This is a genomic window from Parasphingopyxis algicola (assembly GCF_013378075.1).
Classification (GTDB): Bacteria; Pseudomonadota; Alphaproteobacteria; order Sphingomonadales; family Sphingomonadaceae; genus Parasphingopyxis; species Parasphingopyxis algicola.
This window is the reverse complement of record NZ_CP051131.1, coordinates 946,669-964,949: the sequence shown is the minus strand read 5'-3', so window position 1 is coordinate 964,949 and position 18,281 is coordinate 946,669. Positions and strand designations below refer to the sequence as shown.

Annotated in this window: 18 protein-coding genes, 2 tRNA genes, 1 other RNA gene and 1 pseudogene; 12 read left to right on the top strand and 10 right to left on the bottom strand. The window is 61.1% G+C overall.

Features of this window, described 5'->3' with window-relative positions; translation table 11 throughout:
* Positions 1-61: 61 nt before the first annotated feature.
* The 4 genes from HFP57_RS04785 to HFP57_RS04770 are packed head-to-tail and all read right to left on the bottom strand — an operon-like array spanning position 62 to position 5,470.
* Entirely contained in the window at positions 62-2,446 is a 2,385-nt protein-coding gene (locus HFP57_RS04785; protein WP_176868720.1) for a TonB-dependent receptor, read from the bottom strand.
* Positions 2,447-2,506: 60 nt separating this feature from the next.
* Positions 2,507-3,448 (bottom strand): FecR family protein, encoded by a 942-nt coding sequence (locus HFP57_RS04780; RefSeq protein WP_176868719.1) that lies wholly within the window; start codon positions 3,446-3,448, stop codon positions 2,507-2,509.
* Between the two features lie 32 nt (positions 3,449-3,480).
* Entirely contained in the window at positions 3,481-4,020 is a 540-nt protein-coding gene (locus HFP57_RS04775; RefSeq protein ID WP_176868718.1) for an RNA polymerase sigma factor, read from the bottom strand.
* 19 nt (positions 4,021-4,039) lie between these two features.
* The gene (locus HFP57_RS04770; protein ID WP_176868717.1) at positions 4,040-5,470 is read right to left on the bottom strand and encodes an oligosaccharide flippase family protein; all 1,431 of its coding nucleotides are present in this window, start codon (positions 5,468-5,470) and stop codon (positions 4,040-4,042) included.
* A 93-nt stretch (positions 5,471-5,563) separates the two neighbouring features.
* Between HFP57_RS04770 and HFP57_RS04765 the strand changes: the two genes are divergently transcribed.
* The 4 genes from HFP57_RS04765 to HFP57_RS04750 all read left to right on the top strand — a co-directional run bounded on the left by HFP57_RS04765 (position 5,564) and on the right by HFP57_RS04750 (position 9,614).
* The gene (locus tag HFP57_RS04765) at positions 5,564-6,850 is read left to right on the top strand and encodes a hypothetical protein (protein WP_218135071.1); all 1,287 of its coding nucleotides are present in this window, start codon (positions 5,564-5,566) and stop codon (positions 6,848-6,850) included.
* Positions 6,850-7,464, top strand: coding sequence for a phosphatase PAP2 family protein (locus tag HFP57_RS04760; RefSeq protein WP_176868716.1), 615 nt, complete (start codon positions 6,850-6,852; stop codon positions 7,462-7,464). The genes HFP57_RS04765 and HFP57_RS04760 overlap by 1 nt, the downstream gene beginning before the upstream one ends.
* Positions 7,465-7,469: 5 nt before the next feature.
* A complete protein-coding gene (locus tag HFP57_RS04755; protein WP_176868715.1) occupies positions 7,470-8,612 on the top strand; it encodes a glycosyltransferase in 1,143 nt (380 codons plus the stop codon).
* A 105-nt stretch (positions 8,613-8,717) separates the two neighbouring features.
* Entirely contained in the window at positions 8,718-9,614 is an 897-nt protein-coding gene (locus tag HFP57_RS04750) for a nucleotidyltransferase family protein (RefSeq protein WP_176868714.1), read from the top strand.
* 202 nt (positions 9,615-9,816) lie between these two features.
* Here the strand turns inward: HFP57_RS04750 and HFP57_RS04745 are convergent, their stop codons facing one another.
* Complete coding sequence (locus tag HFP57_RS04745) at positions 9,817-10,134, bottom strand: helix-turn-helix domain-containing protein (protein ID WP_176868713.1); 318 nt, start codon at positions 10,132-10,134, stop codon at positions 9,817-9,819.
* 4 nt (positions 10,135-10,138) lie between these two features.
* Between HFP57_RS04745 and HFP57_RS04740 the strand changes: the two are divergent.
* The 4 genes and pseudogenes from HFP57_RS04740 to HFP57_RS04725 form a co-directional block, all read left to right on the top strand.
* A pseudogene (locus HFP57_RS04740) lies at positions 10,139-10,624 on the top strand (magnesium chelatase subunit ChlI family protein); the annotation flags it as partial.
* A 90-nt stretch (positions 10,625-10,714) separates the two neighbouring features.
* Positions 10,715-11,218 carry a DUF805 domain-containing protein gene (locus HFP57_RS04735; RefSeq protein ID WP_176868712.1) on the top strand — a complete coding sequence of 168 codons (504 nt, stop codon included), beginning with the start codon at positions 10,715-10,717 and terminating at the stop codon, positions 11,216-11,218.
* Between the two features lie 60 nt (positions 11,219-11,278).
* A tRNA-Leu gene (locus HFP57_RS04730) sits at positions 11,279-11,363 on the top strand.
* 367 nt (positions 11,364-11,730) lie between these two features.
* Positions 11,731-11,807 (top strand) — tRNA-Asp (locus HFP57_RS04725).
* Here HFP57_RS04725 and HFP57_RS04720 read toward each other — a convergent pair.
* The 5 genes from HFP57_RS04720 to HFP57_RS04700 all read right to left on the bottom strand — a co-directional run bounded on the left by HFP57_RS04720 (position 11,796) and on the right by HFP57_RS04700 (position 13,466).
* On the bottom strand, positions 11,796-12,005 hold the full coding sequence (locus tag HFP57_RS04720; protein WP_176868711.1) for a DUF2842 domain-containing protein: 210 nt from the start codon (positions 12,003-12,005) through the stop codon (positions 11,796-11,798). The two genes, HFP57_RS04725 and HFP57_RS04720, sit on opposite strands and share 12 nt — an antisense overlap.
* Positions 12,002-12,571, bottom strand: a complete 570-nt coding sequence (locus HFP57_RS04715) for a 5-formyltetrahydrofolate cyclo-ligase (protein WP_176868710.1) — start codon at positions 12,569-12,571, stop codon at positions 12,002-12,004. The genes HFP57_RS04720 and HFP57_RS04715 overlap by 4 nt, the downstream gene beginning before the upstream one ends.
* 18 nt (positions 12,572-12,589) lie before the next feature.
* A non-coding RNA gene (gene ssrS, locus HFP57_RS04710) (6S RNA) lies at positions 12,590-12,746 on the bottom strand.
* An 11-nt stretch (positions 12,747-12,757) separates the two neighbouring features.
* Positions 12,758-13,063 carry a cell division protein ZapA gene (locus HFP57_RS04705; protein ID WP_176868709.1) on the bottom strand — a complete coding sequence of 102 codons (306 nt, stop codon included), beginning with the start codon at positions 13,061-13,063 and terminating at the stop codon, positions 12,758-12,760.
* The gene (locus tag HFP57_RS04700; protein ID WP_176868708.1) at positions 13,056-13,466 is read right to left on the bottom strand and encodes a hypothetical protein; all 411 of its coding nucleotides are present in this window, start codon (positions 13,464-13,466) and stop codon (positions 13,056-13,058) included. The genes HFP57_RS04705 and HFP57_RS04700 overlap by 8 nt, the downstream gene beginning before the upstream one ends.
* A 157-nt stretch (positions 13,467-13,623) precedes the next feature.
* Here HFP57_RS04700 and tkt point away from each other — a divergent pair, with 157 nt between their 5' ends.
* From tkt to HFP57_RS04680, 4 genes are read left to right on the top strand one after another with little or no spacing between them, the layout of a single operon-like run.
* Positions 13,624-15,597 (top strand): transketolase, encoded by a 1,974-nt coding sequence (gene tkt, locus HFP57_RS04695; protein ID WP_176868707.1) that lies wholly within the window; start codon positions 13,624-13,626, stop codon positions 15,595-15,597.
* Between the two features lie 14 nt (positions 15,598-15,611).
* Positions 15,612-16,619: a type I glyceraldehyde-3-phosphate dehydrogenase gene (gene gap, locus HFP57_RS04690; protein ID WP_176868706.1), complete on the top strand. Its 1,008-nt coding sequence runs from the start codon at positions 15,612-15,614 to the stop codon at positions 16,617-16,619.
* Positions 16,620-16,654: 35 nt separating this feature from the next.
* Positions 16,655-17,857 (top strand): phosphoglycerate kinase, encoded by a 1,203-nt coding sequence (locus HFP57_RS04685; RefSeq protein WP_176868705.1) that lies wholly within the window; start codon positions 16,655-16,657, stop codon positions 17,855-17,857.
* A complete protein-coding gene (locus HFP57_RS04680; protein WP_176868704.1) occupies positions 17,854-18,279 on the top strand; it encodes a VOC family protein in 426 nt (141 codons plus the stop codon). The genes HFP57_RS04685 and HFP57_RS04680 overlap by 4 nt, the downstream gene beginning before the upstream one ends.
* Positions 18,280-18,281 lie beyond the last annotated feature (2 nt).

The window sequence follows — 18,281 nt, the reverse complement described above, 5'->3', positions numbered from 1 at the left end:
CCATGGATTCTGGAATCTGCTTTGCGCCCAAAGCGGCCATTCACAGCAATCCGCCAAATCCCTAGAATTGCACGGTGCTGGAAAACCTGATCTCACGCGGCCTGACCGGTGTTGTTTGCTGGGCGTCTCGGACGGCAAACGGGTTGCCGAACGCAAAGCTGTTCCCTCGCACATTGCTGAGGTTGCTGCCTTCGATGGAAAGCGTCCAGTCGTCCGAGCGAAGTGCGATAGTCGCATCGACTTCGAAATAGCCGCCTTGTGCAAACTCCAATGTCGGATCGACGCCGAGGAATGACTCGCCTGTATAGTCAAGTGCCGTCACAGCCTCGAACCGCCAGGCGTCAGAGATTGGAATGGTCAGTTCGACGCTCGCTCGCGCTCCGAACTCGGCCACATTGGGCAGCCTTTCCTCTTCCCCGGCGTCAAGATCGGTAGCCGCGTCGAAATGGGTTTGGTTGGCGAAGAAAGCCCCGCTTATCCGTAGCTGTTCGACCGGCTGGACGGAGGCGCTTGCCGTAATGCCGTAGACTCTGGCGCTGCCGATGTTGCGGGTCAGGGAGAAGCCCTGATCGCCAATCAGGTCGGCCTGAATGCCATCCCAATTTGTAAAAAAGCCGATGACCGATAGCTCGACTGACATAGGCTGCGACACGGTAACGTGCGTTCCCAACTCGATGGTCTGCAAACTGTCGGGTTCGAAGCGGCTGACGGTTGGCGTCATTGTATCGACACCGTCGATGCTGAGCCCGCTGGCGCGATAGCCGCGTTGATAGCGCCCATAGACCATCGCATCGTCGTTCGGACGCCAGGAGAGGCCAGCAGTCGGCAAGACGCGGGTCGAACTGGCTTGCGGATCGATCTCCGAACCGTCCGCCAGCAAGGCTTCGCTGAAACTCTCGCTGTAGACGATACGGGTCCCGGCTGTTGCGGAGAGCCTCGGTGTCAACGGCAAGGTGCCTTCCCCAAAGACCGCGATTTCGGTAGTTTCATTGCGTGTTTCGGCACGGGGATCGGGGTCGTCGGGATCACCGAGAAATTGGAAGCGACGATCGATATTCCGGACAAGGCTGCCGCCGATCACCCAGGAGAAGCTGGCCTCCCGGCCCGAGGCGATACGCGTCTCATGGCTGACAAGATCGATCCGCCGCTCCTCCTCGAACCCCAGTATCTCGTCAGTATCGGAAAGGGCGCTGGCATCGAATATCGTGTCGAGATCGCTGCGGAAAACTCCGGTTGCGGAAATCAGCGACAGTCCGTTGATTGCGCCGGTTATCGTGATGCCGGCGCCGCTGATGTCGCTATCGAAGGGCTGGGCGATCGCGCTGCGACGATTGAGCCCGCCAATATCGGCATCGACATATTGGCCATCGAGCGTGTCGAGCATCTGCTGGACACCGTCGAGATCGATCGTCCAACCCTCAGCAATCTCCACGCGGATCGTCGCGCGCCAGCCCTCTATCTCGGTGCGATTGATGTCACCCAGCCCGCGTTGGAGATCGTCTACGTAGCCGCCGAGTCTTCCCGAATATCCGAGAACGCGAGCGGCTATGCGGTCCCCGACTGGAACATTTACCATTCCAGCCAAGTCGTATCCGGGTTCGCCGCCCTCGGTGACGGTTCCCGATGCCCAGGCTGCGCCTTCCCATTCGCCCAAGGCGGCGCGGCTGGGGGACAGGCGGATGACGCCGCCCAGCGCGCCGGCGCCATAGAGCGTTCCCTGCGGTCCTTCGAGCAGTTCCACGCGATCGATATCATAGAGCCGCAGATCGGGGTTCGGCGCGCTGTAGATCAGCCTCAGATCGCCATAATAGAGGCCCACGGTCGATTGGGTGGGCCCGTTGAAACTGCTATCCGCGATGCCGCGTATGAATAGCTTGTTGCGGCCCGATCCCAGATTGGTCGATGCGGTGATCGGCAACGAGGAGAGAAGGCCCTCCAAGCTGCTCAGCTGGATTCCCGGCAGGGCGTCGTCGAGTTCGATAACGGTCGCGCCCCCCGCATAGTCGGAAAAGTAGAGTTCGCGCTTGCTGGCGGTGACGATAATGGGTCGCGCTGGCGCGGGCGGAGGAGTTTGCTGCGCAGATGGTGAGGGCGGCGGAGCCGATCGTTGCGGGAGCAACCGTCGTTCAATGCGGTAGGTGCGGTTGCCGCTTCGGCGAAAGGTAAAGCCGGTTCCCCGCAGCAGGAGGCGTAGCGCCGCTTCCGCTGACATCTCGCCTTCGATGGTGGGCGTCCGGATTTGCCGGAGCCCTTGGATCGTGCCGCCGACGGATATCCCAGTCTGGCGGGCCAAGCTCCGCAAAGCAGCATCCAGCGTACCGGCGGGTATGGAAATCCGGTGCTGCGATTGCGCGGACGCCACCTCGATGGGGAGTGCAAACACGCCCGCCAGACCGAAGCCCATTGCCGCGGATCGGGCCAGGAGCAGAATGAGCGGACGATTCATGGCTTAGGGTGCTAGTGACAGTGTCAGGATGCCACAAGGTGACGCCGGTTGGTGCCGTACCTAGTTCGCGGCGATCATCCAGCCGTTCGCGGTTTGCCGGGCATAGCCATCGAGCAGCGCGGCGGCGTTTGCGATGATCGCATCTTCGTCGCCATCCAGCTGAATAATTCCTGTCAGGCGGCGTCGGCCGATCTCTTGATCCACGTTTACCGTGACTCCGAGATTGCGGCTCAGATCGGCAGCGATGACGGGCGCGGGCGTGTCGGAATAGGCAAGCTGTCCATCCCGCCAGGCCGTGACATCCTGCGGTTCTGCCTGTCCGCGTTCGATCATGCCGCTGCCTTCGCGCAGACGGAGCGTTTGTCCTGCCGTCAGCGTGACTGCCTCACTGTCCGGATTGGCGACGATCGCGCCCTCGGCGACGCCCGCCCGGATCCAACCGTCATGCCTGATTACGTTGAAAATCGTTCCGTTGTCGACCAGCGTTAGTGCGCCGACTTCGACGCGAAGCGCACCGGGCTGCCGGCTTTCGACGAAGAAGGCGGCTTCGCCCCCTTCGAGCCGGACGGTCGGCTGGCCGCCGTCGGCGACAGCGATTTCGGTTCCACCATTCATTTCGACCCTCAGGCCATCGGAAACCGAGATGGTGCGCCTTTCTCCGGCTGCGGTTGCATAGGTCGTGAAATCCTGCTGGCTTTGAGAGGGCCAGAGGAGGACACCGGCTATGGCGGTCGCCGCAATCGCGACGCCGCCTGCCAGGAAACGGCGCCGCGATGTCGGGGCTTGGTCATTGGCGGCTTCCGGCGCGCTGTCGAGAATTCCCGCATGGGCTGCGGCTACCAGATCGGCATCGGCTTCGACGGTCCGGTTATAGGCTTCCGCGTGCAACGCATCGGCTTCGAGCCAGGAAGTAAACTCCTCCCAGTCGGGAGTACGCATCTCGCCGCCCTCGACGCGAAGATGCCACGCCGCGGCCCGGGCGACGATTTCGTCGTCGATCAAGACAGATTTGCCGGTCATAGGATCGTTAGACGTCACTCGACCTCCATTTCCGCATCATATTCGCGGCGCGCGTCGATGACCGCCTTATAGGCGCGTTGGAGATGCTTCTCCACGGCGCTGAGGCTGATATCGAGTTCGGCGGCGATATCGGCTTGTTTGCGTTCCTCGATCCGCGCGGCGCGGAAGATCGATTTGGTGCGGCCGGGCAATGCGGCGATGCGCGCTTCGACCAACCGCAGCCGATCCCGCTCGACGGCAATCTTCTCGGGCGAAAGCGCATCTCCGCTGTCCTCGAGATGGCCGCTGAAATCTTCCACCCAATGGGCTTCCCGGACGCGTCGTCGCGCTTCGGACCGGAGCCGGTCCCTGAGCGCATTTTCCGTCATGCGATAGAGATAGGCCAGCGGATCGGCGACGGGCCCGCTGGGTTCCACGCCATCCAGCTTGAGCCAGATGTCTTGCAATATGTCTTCGGCTTCCGGCGCTCCGGCCAGCCGTGCGGTCACAAAGCCGAGCAAGGCCGGGCGGTTTGCGAGAAAAACCGCAGCCAGGCCCTTGGTTTCGCTGTCCATTTCCTGCTTCAAGCCCAGCTCAGGCCGGATTTGCAGCCGAAACACCGGCAGCTCGGTTTCTCGGAAACAGCCATAGGCCGCCACCATATAAGATAAGGAACGAGACGGAAGCAGCGATCGCCGTCAGCATGGAATGGTCGCTGGACAACCGAAACCCGAACAGGACGGAAACTGCGGCAACTGCGCCCGTCAGCAGCGCCACGCCATATCGTTTGCCGAGGATGGACAGTCCGTAAAGCCGCCGAATGAGCATGAGCCGGGCGATCGCCAGCAGGAGCATCGCCGTCGCGAAACCCGTAGCGGCGCCCAGTGCTCCAAAATGGGATGCGAGAAGCCAGACGAGACCGATTTCGAGCACGAGAGCTGCAAGAACGAGGCGCGGCGGCCAGTGGGGATGGCGATAGACGGTCGGAAGCTCGCAAAGGCCGAAACTGCCATCGAACAGTTCTCCGACCAGTACGACCAGCGCGACCGTCAGGCCGGCGGCGAAGCCCGCGCCCAGCCAGTCCAGCAACGGTTGACCGAGGATTGCGATCAAAACGAGGATCGCCAGTTGCGTCGTGAAAATTCCGAGACAGAGGCGGCGCAGATGGTAGCCGATGATATCGAGCGAATTGGTTTGCGCGACGATGGGCGCCAGCATCGGTTCGAAGAGATAGCGGACCTTTTCGACCACAGTTCCGATCTGCTGCGCCAGATAATAGATGCCCGTGGCTGCCGGTCCGGCGACCAGCGCCAAGAGGATGATATCGATGCGACGAAAGGCAAAAACCGCCGTTTCGTTGACGGCGATCGGGAGGCAGTCGCGGGCAAGGCGGAATGTATCGCTCAGACTGAAGTGCCGCAGCGCAGCCGACAGAGTGAATCGGGATGCGAAGAACAGCGCCCCGATTGCGATCACGGCCGATAGCGTAAGCGACGCGACATAGGCGAGGATCAGCGTCTGCGTCGAAGACGGTTCGCCGCCGGCCCATAAATATCCGGTCAGGGCGAACAGCAGGAAACTCCATGGTTTGACGGCCGCCTTCACGATCGTGTCCCAAGCGACGGTCCGCCGGTGACGGGTAGCGGTCAACGCAATTTCGGTCAGCGCGATGAGCGGAATGCCCATCAGGGCAATTCTCGTGCCCCCATCGGTCTGACCGGCAATCAGCGCCCAGAGGACCCACAATGCACCGGTGACGAGAAATGAAACGCAAGCGGTGATCGCGAGTGCTTCCAAGACGATTTTCGACTCATCGGACGCGTCGTCGCCGGCGAGCCTGCCGAGCAGTGTCTTGTTGAGGCCGAAAGTCGCCAGCGCGGCTGCCAACTCGACGATCGCGACTGTTTCGCCGAGTCGGCCAAAATCGCTAACGCCGTAAAGCTTGGCAACGAAAACGATCAGCAAGATGCGCGCAACTGTGCGCACGCCGAAACCGCTCAGGATTTGCCATGCACCGCGCCGCAAATCCGCTCGATCCCGACCGAGTGCTTCCGCCTGTATCATCCGCGATAAACCAAATCTGCGCTCCTGATCCTACCCGTTCTTCTACAAAATCAGGTGTTTGCGATGAACCTGAATATTTTTCCGGACAGGGATGCGGGATCGATGGAGTGGCGGCGTCTTAGCTTAATGTCTGTCGTCTTCGCACCTGATCGACCCTTTGCAACACGTAGCGTTTCAGGACTGCGGCTGGGCTTTCTCTACAACCATGACGAGATCCATCAGGTCGCGCACACGGCACCGATAATTTCCTGCTTGCAGGCCTTGGCACCGGAGCTGCGTGTCGATGTGCTCACATCAAGCGATCGTCAACGCCAGGCCGTCGCTTCAAAGCTCGACCCCTCTATCGAACCGCCCGCCTTTTATCCGCTAGAGGAAAGCAAGTTCGGCACGCTCGTCGAGAAACTGACGGGGGGCGTCGTCCCGCTCAGCCGGATTGGAGGGTTGGCAGCCAGCCTCGATCTGCTTGCCAGATATGACGCGCTGATTGTCCCGGAAACGACCAGTACATTGCTCAAGACCCGTTATGGCTTCGCAAAGCCCAAACTTATTTTCCTGCCTCATGGTGCGGGCGACCGCTCCATCTCCGTCGCGCCGGAGATCGCAAATTTTGATTTCGTGTTGCTGCCCGGCGAGAAGACCAAAACGCGAATGCTGGACGCCCATCTGGTTCGGCCCGGCGATTATGCCGTGGTCGGTTATCCGAAATTCGATGCCCATCGCTCTTCGGAACCAGCCCGCTTCTTCGACAATGACCGACCGGTTGTGCTCTACAATCCGCATTTCGATCCGAAGCTCTCGTCCTGGTTCAAGTTCGGCGAAAAGCTGCTCCATCATTTCGCCGGTCAGGACCGCTTCAACCTGATCTTCGCGCCGCACGTCATGCTGTTCCGGCGGAAGATATTGGCGTCGGCCGAGCATCTGCAGATTCGCCTGCGCAGGGCACTGCACAAGCGATTTGCCAATGTACAAAACATCTTGATCGATACCGGCAGCGAACGTTCGGTCGACATGTCCTACACCCGGACGGCAGACATCTATATCGGCGATGTCAGCAGTCAGATTTACGAATTTATCGAACGGCCACGGCCAGCCATCTTCCTCAATTCGCATGACGCCGACTGGCGCGGCGATCCCAGCTACGAATTCTGGAAGTTCGGGCCCGTGATCGACGATATCGGTCAGTTGCCGGATACTCTCGGACGATCGCTGGAGATGCACGGCTACTATCGCCCTGCGCAGTTCAAGGCATTCCGAAAGACTTATTCGATTGATCCTGTACAGAGTTCGTCAGAACGGGCGGCGGTGGCGATCGTCCGATATCTAAACCGGATCGCATCTTGATGCGTGACGGTCTTGCGCTCCTGTTCACAGTTTCAACCGTATCGTGGGTCCTGCTCGGCATTCTGTCCCGATGCCCGGCCGTTCAGAGCTTGGACGAGCAACTGTTGGGCTCCCTCTGCTCTGGCTCGTCGAGCGGTCCGGCTGGAAAACGGGCGCGGAAAATCGAAACCGCGATGCGCGATCTGACGGCAATCGGCGGCGACACGGTCCTCGGACTGATATTCCTTATCGGCACCGTCATGCTTGTCACTCAGGGACATGTTGAAAGAGCGGGGCAGTTTGCCGCGGTGTTGATTGCGGCACGCGGGTCCGGGTTCCTTTTGAAGGCCATTATCGAGAGACCGCGTCCGGGCGCGGCTGGAGGATCGGTCGCGACTTTCACGAGCAGCTTTCCGAGCGTGCATACCCTGATGAGCTTCGTATCGACTTTCGCGCTTCTTTTCGTCAGCGGCGCCAACATTCATCTTGCGCTCTCATTTGCAGCTTTCGTGTCATTCGTTGTGGGTTCGACCCGTCTTTACTTCGTCGTCCATTGGCCGAGCGACGTCGTGGCCGGCTGGTGCGGTGGCATGTCTTTGTGCACTTGGGTCGTCCTGGCGACTACGCCCGGTTAAGCGCCGTGAAAGCTGTTGCGTCCCAAACCGATTGCGCACGGCCGAAGCCGAAGATTGCGCAATTCCTCTATGAGCCCGGCGATGGTGGATTGGATCGCGTCGCTATCTTTCTCACCAACGGTTTCGCAGAACGCGGCTATCCAAGCGAATTGTGGATGGCCCGTCCGGACGGGCCATCCGCAGCACTCATCTCCGACAAGGTGATCGTTCGAACTGTGCCCGGGGTCAGTATCGGTCCGCGCGGTTTCCGTCTCTTTGCGCAGATACCGGCGCTCTCCCGCATGATCCGGTCCTATCGTCCGGATGTTCTTTTGTCGGCGGGAAATCAGAGCAATTTGACGGTCGCCTTCGCCAGGCGGCTGGCTTTCGGCGCACGAACAAAGATCGTTCAGAAGATAACCAATCCGATCGAGCGGCCCCATATGTCGGCAGTGCGGCGTTTTCTTCGGCGTTTGCGATTTGGTCTCACAATTCGGCTGGGAGATCGCTGCCTGACGCTCAGCAAAGCCGACGCGATCACATATGCTCGAGCATTTCCGACGGTTGCCGATCGTTTCAAAGCGGTTCGCAACGCCTATGTCACGCCGGCCATGTTGGCGGTGGGCGAAAGGCGCATGCCCCGGCGCAGCCAATCCTCTCGGTTTCTCGCGGTTGGAAGGCTGGCGCCGCAGAAGGATTATGAAACCATGCTGTACGCTCTAGCGCAGATCGCGGACCGACCATGGACACTGACGATTTTGGGCGAGGGGCCGATGATGTCTAATCTCCGCGCCTTGGCGGCGGAATTAGGCCTTGCCGAAAGGATCATATTCACCGGCTTTGTCGCAGACCCGACGCCCTATCTGGCGAGTGCCGACCTGTTTCTCCTGTCCTCGCGCTGGGAAGGGTTCCCGGCGGCTCCGCTGGAAGCGATGGCGGCGGGTTGCGATGTCGTTGCGACCGACTGTTCGCCGGGATTGACCGAAATCCTCAAAGGCATCGGCCGATTTTCCGTCCCGGTCGGAAACCCTGCCGCATTTGCCGCCGCCATTGTTGCGGCCGTTCAGGCTCTACCCTCCGATTTCCCGGCCTCTGCGGTCGCACGGCGCTACAGCATTGAAACGTCCGTCACCGACCACCTTCGTCTGATCGAGGGTCTGCTGATCTGAACATATGCGCCGAGCGGCAAACCGAAAATCGAACGCCCAAGTGCGGGTTTCCCAAAACAGCACCGTCTTATTCGCAACGATAACCGCGAACCGAGGATGTCTGCGATGGCGACGGTGTTACAGAGCGCAAAGTCCCATTTTCCAGCAGAAACCGAAAACCGGGCAGTGCATAGCGGCGATGCGCGCTGGACCGCCATATTACTTGCAGGTCAACGACCCGGGCGCGACCCGCTGGCCGACCATTGCGGTGAGAAATACAAGGCTCTGGTCCGGGTGGCGGGGAAGTCGATGCTGGCGAGGGTGGCGGATGCGCTGCTGGGTTCCTCGCTAATCGGTCGAGTCGTTATCCTGGCCCAGGAGCCTGACGCATTGCTTGTTGGCGATACGGTCAGCCTTGCCAATAATCTGTTGGTTACCTTGGCTACCAGCAATGATGGCATTGCGACCAGCATAGCCAAGGTCGCCGGGACGGATATTGCGCCCTGGCCGATATTGGTAACGACCGCAGATCACGCCCTGCTCACGACCGATATGGTCAATGCGTTTTTGGCTGAAACGGGACACAGTGACATAGCCATTGGCGTTGGTGATCGCGAGATAATTGAAGCTCGCTACCCGATGACCCAGCGCACCTGGCTAAAGTTCAGGGACGGCCACTATTCTGGCGCCAACCTCTTCGCTCTGCGCGGTGAAAACACACTCGCCGCGCTCGATCTCTGGGCAACCATTGAGCAGGATCGGAAAAAGAGCTGGAAAATCATTTCCAGCTTCGGACCCAGATTGCTGTTTCGCGCGATCACACGATCGATCAGATTCGAGGATGCCGTGCATCGAGCCGGGAAGCGCCTTGGGGTGAACGCGAGACCGATCGTGCTCACCCAGCCGGAGGCCGCGATTGACGTTGATAAACCAACCGACCTCGAATTGGCGGAGCACATCTTATCGAACGTGTTTCGGTCAAGGCCAACGCTGCCGGATACGCGACTACGCAATTCGCCCTAACCCCGGCAATCACTGGCAAGGCCGTTGGAATTTGACTGGATTTCGCCAACGCTGACTGTAACTTTCGATATCTGCTTTCGGCCAGAAGCGGACATTTGACGAATCGCTACTGAGGGGTACTCGACACTTCGCTGCTAAAGCTTCTCGCGCTTGAGCAGAATTGATTGATCGATCCCAAGCCAATCAGCCATTTCTTGGCTGGTCAGTCCAAGTCGCCACAGCTCTTGCCGTAGTGCTTCGCCTTCGGATTGAGTGGCAGCAAGCGGATCATAACCGAGCCACGCAATGATACGCGGATAGTATCGGGGTGGCCGATGCTTTTCTTTCCATTCTCCCAATCGCAGATGGTATGCGGATCAAGATGTAGTGCTTCCGCCACATCGACTTGCCGCAAACCTCTGATCTGTCGCTCGCGCCTGATGTGCTCGCCGATGGTACGCGGGTTTTCGAGGATTTCGCTTGGATGCTGAATTTTCCGTTTGATTTCAGTGTATGGGAACAGACCAAAGCCATGCTGCATGAAAGCAATACAAGGGTGCCGCTGCGGCCATCTCGGCGATGCCGCGCTGGCCTGTTCGCGCGCACCCAAATGCGCGGCCGACTATCAGGCGAAGATTTCCGGCCCGCTGCTCGACCGGATCGACCTGCATGTCGATGTGCAGGCCGTGTCCGCCGCCGATCTGACGCTGCCGCCAGCGGCGGAAAGATCGGCAGACGTGGCCGCGCGCGTGGCTGCGGCCCGATCCGTGCAAACCGAGCGCTATGCCGACGAAGCCGTGCGCACCAATAGCGAGGCGGATGGCGAACTGCTCGACAGCGTGGCGACACCGGACGAAGCCGGACGGACGTTGCTGGGCCATGCCGCCGAGGCGATGCGGCTGACCGCGCGCGGCTATTCGCGCGTGTTGCGGGTGGCCCGCACGATCGCCGATCTGGCGGCGGCGGAGACGGTGGGCCGCGTGCATATCGCCGAGGCGCTCAGCTATCGCCGCCAGCCTCCGCGGAACTGAAACCCCTTGCCCGAAGCGGCATTTTGTCGGACCGTGTGATCAATCGGCGAAGACCGGCGGGGCGCATGAAATTTAAGGAAGGGAAATTTCATGGAATGGATGTTTATGCCGCTCAGGCGGTATGCGGAGTTCGGCGGACGTTCGCGGCGGATGGAATACTGGATGTGGATCGTATTCCAATTCCTGATCGGCATTGTATTTCAAATACTGTTATTTGCGGTTGGCGGAGGTGCAATGATGGCTGCCGGTGGTGATCCGACGGCAGCGATTGCGGCAAGTGGCGCGATCATGATTGTGTTCATCCTGGCGATACTCGTATCGCTCGCGCTGGTGATTCCCGGGATCGCAGTCACGGTGCGGCGGCTTCACGACACCAACCGGACCGGCTGGTGGATACTCGCGCCGTTGAGCGGCTACATCCTGGCGTTCCTCGGCGCCGCCATGGAGTCCACCGCGATTTCGCTGATCGGCCTGCTCGCCGTTTTCGGTCTCGGCATCACGCTGCTCGTCTTCATGTTTCTGGATGGCACGCCGGGGCCCAACCGCTATGGCGAGGATCCGAAAGGCCGCGGGGCAGCCGAAACATTTGCATGACGGGAAGGGAGCCGCTTGCGGAGTGCCGAGCGCTCCGCTAATCGGCTCCCCCTACCGCGGGCCTCTGTGGCGGAATTGGTAGACGCGCTCGACTCAAAATCGAGTTCCTTCGGGAGTGCCGGTTCGACTCCGGCCAGAGGTACCACAGGCCCCTTTTTCCTGTCCTACAGACCGGTGCGCATGATACATTGCGCGCCACGGTATTGGTCATCGGAAAGGAGGAAATCGCGATCGGGCACGGCGGCCCGTCCGAACCGGAAAAAGGGCCGGGGCTTCTCGCGGCGCGTGTCAACCAAGTGGGAACTTTAGCGGGGGCGCCGGTCGCACCGTCGCCCTGGAAACCGAGATCGCGGAAGGTCTGCTCGCCAAAGTGCGCATCGCGGCCGAACAGCGTGCTCGAGCCTTCGACGTCCGGCGTCCCGAAGCGGTCGGAATTCTTTCGAGACGGCCCGCGCGACTTCGCTTGACAGGGGTGAACGCCTCGCCTAACTCGCGCGTCTTCAACGCCTCACGCGGGTGTAGCTCAGTTGGTTAGAGCGCCGGCCTGTCACGCCGGAGGCCGCGGGTTCAAGTCCCGTCACTCGCGCCATTTCCCGGTTTCCATCCACTGTAAAAGCGGCTTGAGCGGCAGGATCCAGACGATTCCGGCCGCCAGGTAGATCGGTGCCTGGACGAGCGCCGGCAATGTGCCGATGGGGCCGGATGCGCTGGCGACGATGACCGACCAAATGGCGATGATCGCGAGAATCAGGAATACACCGAAGGGTTTGCGCCAACTTGGCTTCATGACGTCACCTTTATGAGTCTGTCGGGGGTCGCAATATAATCGAGCGGCTGATCCCATGGATCGGCCGGGATGTCTCGGGCGATCTGGCATTCCCAGGCGAGCCCGATCGCCGTAATCGGCCGATCGGCCCGAAATTGCGCCAGGATACGATCGTAATGCCCCTGTCCCTGGCCGAGCCGGTTGCCGCGCCGATCGACCGCGACCAGGGGAACGAGCAGCGTATCTGGCTGCAAAACGGGATTCGCCGATTCCGGCTGCAGAATGCCGAAGGGGCCACGCTCGAGCGCGGTTCCGTCCCACTGCCTGAACTTCATCGAGGCGTCCCGGCTCACGAACCAGGGCAGGGCGATATCATGGCCGTTTTCACGGCACGTCCGAAGCAGGTTCGAAGGATCGAATTCTGACGTCATGGCGGCATATCCGCCGATCGTTCCGGCCAAAAAACCGGATGTTGAAAGGCGTTCTTCGAGATCGCGTCTCGCTTGCTGAATTTCAGAATTATCTTGTTTTGAAACAAAATCTTGTCTCTGTTTCCTGAAACAAGATCGCAACTCAGACTTGGTCATGATTTCGCCTGCTCGGGTGGCGGGGCCGCCATGGCCGTTTGCCCGAAAATCCTCTGACGCCATTAACGTCAGGTGGGCACCATATGCACCGGACCAAGATCCGGGCAGGGACAGCTCCCTTGGATGTTGTATCGCCTCAGGGATAATCGCAAAGGCGCGTACCGGGCAGCGCCCGCCACACACGATCTAGGAGGCCTGGCCGTCCGGGGCAAGATGGTCGCCGATCGTCGTCAGCCGGTCGGCAAGCTTTTCGAGATCCTCGATCGTATCCGGTGGTACCGACCCGCCGCGCAGTTCGTCGGCCTCGTCGGCCAGCAAAAGTGCGGCGAACAACAGGACACGGGCTTCGCCGAGATTGCCGCCGACTGCCTGTTGCGCATCGGCGGTCTTGGCATCGACCATTTCGCCCAGCTTTTTCAGCCGGTCTTCTTCGCCGTCGCGACAGGCGACCGTGTAGCTATGGCCGGCGATCGATAGTGTCACTTCAGCCATTGTCGGCGCTTTCCACTTTGCCGATCACGGCATCGAGCCCGGTCAGCGTCGTCTCCGCGGTTGCGCGCAGCCGTTCGTATTTGTCCTGCAACGTCCGGTATTCGGCCTCGGAAACGGGGGATTGGAGGGATGCGTCCTTGGCCTGCAATTCGCCGCGCAAACGCTCGATTTCCTCGTCTTTGAGCTTGCCGACATCGGCAAAATCGGCCTGCAGCTTGGCGATCGTCCGTTCGCGGTCTTCCAACGCGGCCTTGTGCGCGGCCTTCATCGATTCGAGCTCGGCGGCGAGGCCGGCCTCTTCGGCAGGGGCCGTCACCGGCGCAGCGGCGGGCTTGGCATTGCCGAGCCGGTCGGCAGCCTGCTCTATCCTTGCAATTGCGCGGGCAAGGCGGTCGTTTTCCATCGGCTTTGCATAGCAGGAAAGCGCTTCCCGGCAAGTCTGTGGGCGTCGCGGTTGACGATAACCGTGTGACATACCAAGTGGTCGCGCGCGCCCGCGACTCGCCGGGCAGTCCGCCGCCCCGGAATCGGGGCGGCCGGGCCCGAACAGGGGAAACCGAATGACCGTCACCCATACCCAGCTTGCCAATGCCATCCGCGCCCTTTCGATGGACGCGGTTCAGGAGGCCAATTCGGGCCATCCCGGCATGCCGATGGGAATGGCGGATGTCGCCACTGTTCTTTTCACAAAATATCTCAAATATGATCCACAAGACGCTGAATGGTTTGATAGAGATCGGTTCGTTCTGTCCGCCGGCCATGGTTCGATGCTGATCTATTCGCTGCTCCATCTCACCGGTTATGCGCGGCCGACGATGGACGAGATCAAGCATTTCCGGCAGCTCGGAAGCCCCTGTGCCGGCCATCCCGAGAACTTCCTGCTGCCCGGTGTCGAGGCGACCACGGGTCCGCTGGGCCAGGGCCTGGCCATGGCGGTCGGCATGGCGATCGCAGAGCGGCACCTCAATGCGACATTCGGCGACGATCTGGTCGACCACAGAACCTGGGTAATCGCCGGGGATGGTTGCCTGATGGAAGGTATCAATCATGAGGCTGTCGGGCTGGCCGGCCATTTGCAGCTCGGCCGGTTGATCACCTTCTGGGACGATAACGACATCACGATCGACGGCGGTACCGATCTTTCGACGAGCGAGAATATTCCGGCGCGCTACGAAGCGGCCGGATGGCATGTCACGAGCTGTGATGGACACGATCCCGATGCCATCCGCTTCGCGATCGAAGAGGCGCTGGCCGATCCGCGGCCTTCGCTGATCGCCTGCAAGACCGTTATCGGTTTCGGCGCGCCGAACAAGCAGGGCACCGCCGCCACCCATGGTTCGCCGCTCGGCGAGGATGAAGTGGCCGCGGCGCGCGAGGAATTGGGCTGGGATGCCGCGCCCTTCGTGATTCCGCCCGAGATCGGCGAAGCATGGCAGGATGCGGGGACACGATGCGTGGAGGCGCATCGGGAATGGACCGCGGGGCTCGAAGGCCATGCCGACAATGCCGAGTTCAGCCGCCGGATTGCCGGAGATCTGCCCGAAGGCGAGGCGATGCAGGCCTATCTCGATTCGCTGGCCGCCGACCCGCCCAAGATGGCGACGCGCAAGGCGTCGGAAATGGCGCTGACCGCGATCAACAAGGCTTTGCCGGACACGATCGGCGGTTCGGCCGACCTGACCGGTTCCAATAACACCAAGACCGGCGCGACCGATCCTCTGACCAGAGACAATTACGGAGGCCGCTATATCTATTACGGCATCCGCGAATTCGGCATGGCCGCAGCCATGAACGGGATGGCGTTGCACGGCGGCGTGATCCCTTATGGTGGAACGTTCCTGATCTTTTCCGATTATTGCCGTCCTGCGATCCGGCTGTCCGCACTCCAGCGCGTGCGCGCCATCTATGTGATGACGCATGACTCAATCGGACTGGGCGAGGACGGTCCGACGCATCAGCCGATCGAACAGCTGGCCGGCCTGCGCGCCATGCCCAATCTCGATGTCTACCGGCCGTGCGATGCGATAGAAACGGCGGAATGCTGGGCCCTGTCGCTCAAGCGCAAGGACGGGCCGTCGCTTCTCGCCTTGACTCGTCAGGGACTGCCGCCGATGCGCGCCGATGTGGACGAAAATCGCTGCGCGAAGGGCGCCTATCGACTGCGCGCCGCCGAAAACGACCGCCGGGTCGTCCTCTTGGCCAGCGGTTCGGAAGTCCATCTTGCTGCGGAGATTGCCGAAAAGCTCGAATCCAAGGGTTTCGGGGCGGACGTGGTGTCCATGCCGTGCTGGGAGGTATTCGACGCGCAGGACGACGCCTACAAAGCCGATATTCTCGGGACCGAAGAAAATGTCCTGCGCGTTTCCATCGAAGCGGGGGCGACATTTGGCTGGGAACGCTATACCGGCGCCGATGGATTAAATTTCGGTATCGACCGTTTTGGCGGTTCGGCACCGGCGGACAAGCTGTTTGAATATTTCGGGCTGACGGAGGCGGCGATCACGCCGCAGATCCTGTCGGCGCTCAAGAATTAAGGGAGACGTTTTCCATGGCTATCAAAGTAGCGATTAACGGTTTCGGACGGATCGGCCGGCTGGTTGCCCGGGCGATGCTCGAACGGGACGATCACGATTTCGAACTCGTCGCGATCAACGATCTGGCCGATGCCAAGGCGAATGCGCTGCTTTTCCAGTATGATTCGACGCATGGCCGTTTTCCGGGCGAAGTGACGGCGGGCGACGATAGCATCACCGTCAACGGCAAGACCATCGTCGCGACATCCGAGCGCGAACCGGGCAATCTGCCGCACGGCGATATGGGCGTCGATATGGTCCTCGAATGCACGGGCTTCTTCCAGTCGCACGAAGCGGCCGAGCCGCATCTGACCGCCGGCGCCAAGCGCGTCCTGATCTCCGCTCCGGCGAAGAATGTCAGCAAGACGGTCGTGTACGGCGTCAATCATGACAGCCTGACCGCCGAAGACGTCATCGTGTCCAATGCGAGCTGCACGACGAATTGCCTGGCGCCGGTCGCCAAGGTGCTTAACGACACGGTCGGGATCGAGCGCGGTTTCATGACGACGATCCACAGCTACACCAACGATCAGCGCATGCTCGATCAGATGCATTCCGACATGCGCCGGGCGCGCGGCGGGGCGCAGAACATGATCCCGACGACCACGGGCGCGGCGCGTGCGGTCGGCCTGGTCCTGCCCGAACTGAACGGCAAGCTCGACGGCAGCTCGGTGCGCGTGCCGACACCCAATGTGTCGCTGATCGATCTCGTCTTCACGCCGGGTCGCGATACCTCGGTCGAAGAACTGAACGCGGCGCTCAAGACCGCCGCCGATGGTCCGATGAAGGGCGTACTCGACTATACCGAGCAGCCGCTCGTTTCGTCGGACTTCAACCATTATCCGGCCAGCTCGACGGTCGACAGCCTCGAAACCGCGGTGCTCGAAGGCAAGCTTGCGCGCGTCGTCAGCTGGTACGACAATGAATGGGGTTTCTCGAACCGCATGATCGACACCGCCAGCGTGATGGCGGGACTGCTGTAAACGCCGGATTTCAGGGAAACGAAGGGATTGACGTCATGACGTCATTTCGGACGCTCGACGATCTGGGTGAGGCCGGCGGCAAGCGCGCTCTCGTCCGGGTTGATTTCAACGTGCCCATGGCGGACGGCGCGGTTAGCGACGATACCCGCCTGCGCGCCGCCATTCCGACGATCGCCGAACTTTCCGACAAGGGCGCGATCGTCCTGCTGCTCGCCCATTTCGGACGGCCAAAGGGCGCGGCAGACCCCAGCCTGTCGCTCGCCCAGCTCACCCAGCCTTTGTCGCACCTGGTGGGACGTCCAGTTACCTTCGTCCCGGATTGCGTGGGCGAGGACGCATCCGCGATGATCGACCAATTGTCGGCCGGCGATATTGCGATCCTCGAAAACACCCGCTTTCATGCAGGGGAAACGAGGAACGACGCCGCGCTGGCCGATGGCATGGCCGCGCTCGGCGATTTCTACGTGAACGATGCCTTTTCCGCGGCCCATCGCGCCCATGTGACGACCGAAGGGCTGGCGCACCATCTCCCGGCCTATGCGGGTCGCGCGATGCAGGCGGAACTCGACGCGCTGGAAACGGCGCTCGGCAATCCCGAACACCCCGTTGCGGCGGTCGTCGGGGGCGCGAAAGTCTCGACCAAGCTTGCCGTGCTCGAGCATCTCGTGACGAAGGTCGATCATCTGATCATCGGTGGCGGGATGGCGAACACGTTCCTCGCCGCGCGGGGCGTCGATGTCGGCAAGTCTCTATGCGAGCATGATCTTGCCGATACCGCGGGTAGGATCCTCGAAGCCGCCGACGCCGCCGATTGTACGGTGCATCTGCCCTATGATGTTGTCGTCGCGAAGGAATTCACCGCCAATCCACCCATCCGGACGGTCAATGTCCATGAAGTCGCCTCTGACGAAATGATCCTCGACATCGGACCGTCGGCGGTCGAAGCGCTGGCCGATGTCCTGAAGACCTGCCGGACGCTGGTCTGGAACGGTCCGCTCGGGGCATTCGAAACACCGCCGTTCGATACGGCGACGGTTGCGCTGGCGCAGACCGCGGCGGCGCTGACCCGCGAAGGCTCGCTGGTCTCGGTTGCCGGGGGCGGAGATACGGTCGCCGCGCTCAATCATGCGGGAGTGGCGGACGACTTCAGCTTTATCTCGACCGCAGGCGGCGCCTTTCTCGAATGGATGGAAGGCAAGGAGCTGCCGGGTGTGAAGGCGCTCGAACGGACGGGATGATCAACGTTACGGCCATCGATCATGTCGTCTTTCGCGTGAAAGGCATTGATCGCGTTGCCCAATTCTACATTGATGTGATCGGCGCGCGGCTCGAAAAGCGGAATGACGAGATCGGCCTTTGGCAGTTGCGGATCGGTGCGTCGCTGATCGACCTGGTGCCGGTAGACGGCGTGCTCGGTGCCAAGGGCGGCCGCCCGCCCGAGGCCGAGGGCCATAATGTCGATCATGTCTGCCTGCGGGTCAGCCCGTGGAACGAGGACGCGATCCGCGCGCATCTATCGTCCCACGGTATCGACAATGCCGAGATCGTCTCCCGCTATGGTGCGGAAGGCGATGGACCGAGCATCTATCTCGACGATCCCGAAGGGAATGTGATCGAGCTCAAGGGGCCGCCATGGCCACCGGCAAGAGATCGGGCATAACC

Excerpts from the sequence above, each read along its gene's own strand:
- HFP57_RS04785 (WP_176868720.1), bottom strand. The coding sequence starts at position 2,446 with ATGAATCGTCCGCTCATTCTGCTCCTGGCCCGATCCGCGGCAATGGGC.
- HFP57_RS04775 (WP_176868718.1), bottom strand. The coding sequence starts at position 4,020 with ATGGACAGCGAAACCAAGGGCCTGGCTGCGGTTTTTCTCGCAAACCGC.
- HFP57_RS04760 (WP_176868716.1), top strand. The coding sequence starts at position 6,850 with ATGCGTGACGGTCTTGCGCTCCTGTTCACAGTTTCAACCGTATCGTGG.
- HFP57_RS04750 (WP_176868714.1), top strand. The coding sequence starts at position 8,718 with ATGGCGACGGTGTTACAGAGCGCAAAGTCCCATTTTCCAGCAGAAACC.
- HFP57_RS04745 (WP_176868713.1), bottom strand. The coding sequence starts at position 10,134 with ATGCAGCATGGCTTTGGTCTGTTCCCATACACTGAAATCAAACGGAAA.
- HFP57_RS04735 (WP_176868712.1), top strand. The coding sequence starts at position 10,715 with ATGGAATGGATGTTTATGCCGCTCAGGCGGTATGCGGAGTTCGGCGGA.
- HFP57_RS04720 (WP_176868711.1), bottom strand. The coding sequence starts at position 12,005 with ATGAAGCCAAGTTGGCGCAAACCCTTCGGTGTATTCCTGATTCTCGCG.
- HFP57_RS04715 (WP_176868710.1), bottom strand. The coding sequence starts at position 12,571 with ATGACCAAGTCTGAGTTGCGATCTTGTTTCAGGAAACAGAGACAAGAT.
- HFP57_RS04705 (WP_176868709.1), bottom strand. The coding sequence starts at position 13,063 with ATGGCTGAAGTGACACTATCGATCGCCGGCCATAGCTACACGGTCGCC.
- HFP57_RS04700 (WP_176868708.1), bottom strand. The coding sequence starts at position 13,466 with ATGGAAAACGACCGCCTTGCCCGCGCAATTGCAAGGATAGAGCAGGCT.
- tkt (WP_176868707.1), top strand. The coding sequence starts at position 13,624 with ATGACCGTCACCCATACCCAGCTTGCCAATGCCATCCGCGCCCTTTCG.
- gap (WP_176868706.1), top strand. The coding sequence starts at position 15,612 with ATGGCTATCAAAGTAGCGATTAACGGTTTCGGACGGATCGGCCGGCTG.
- HFP57_RS04685 (WP_176868705.1), top strand. The coding sequence starts at position 16,655 with ATGACGTCATTTCGGACGCTCGACGATCTGGGTGAGGCCGGCGGCAAG.
- HFP57_RS04680 (WP_176868704.1), top strand. The coding sequence starts at position 17,854 with ATGATCAACGTTACGGCCATCGATCATGTCGTCTTTCGCGTGAAAGGC.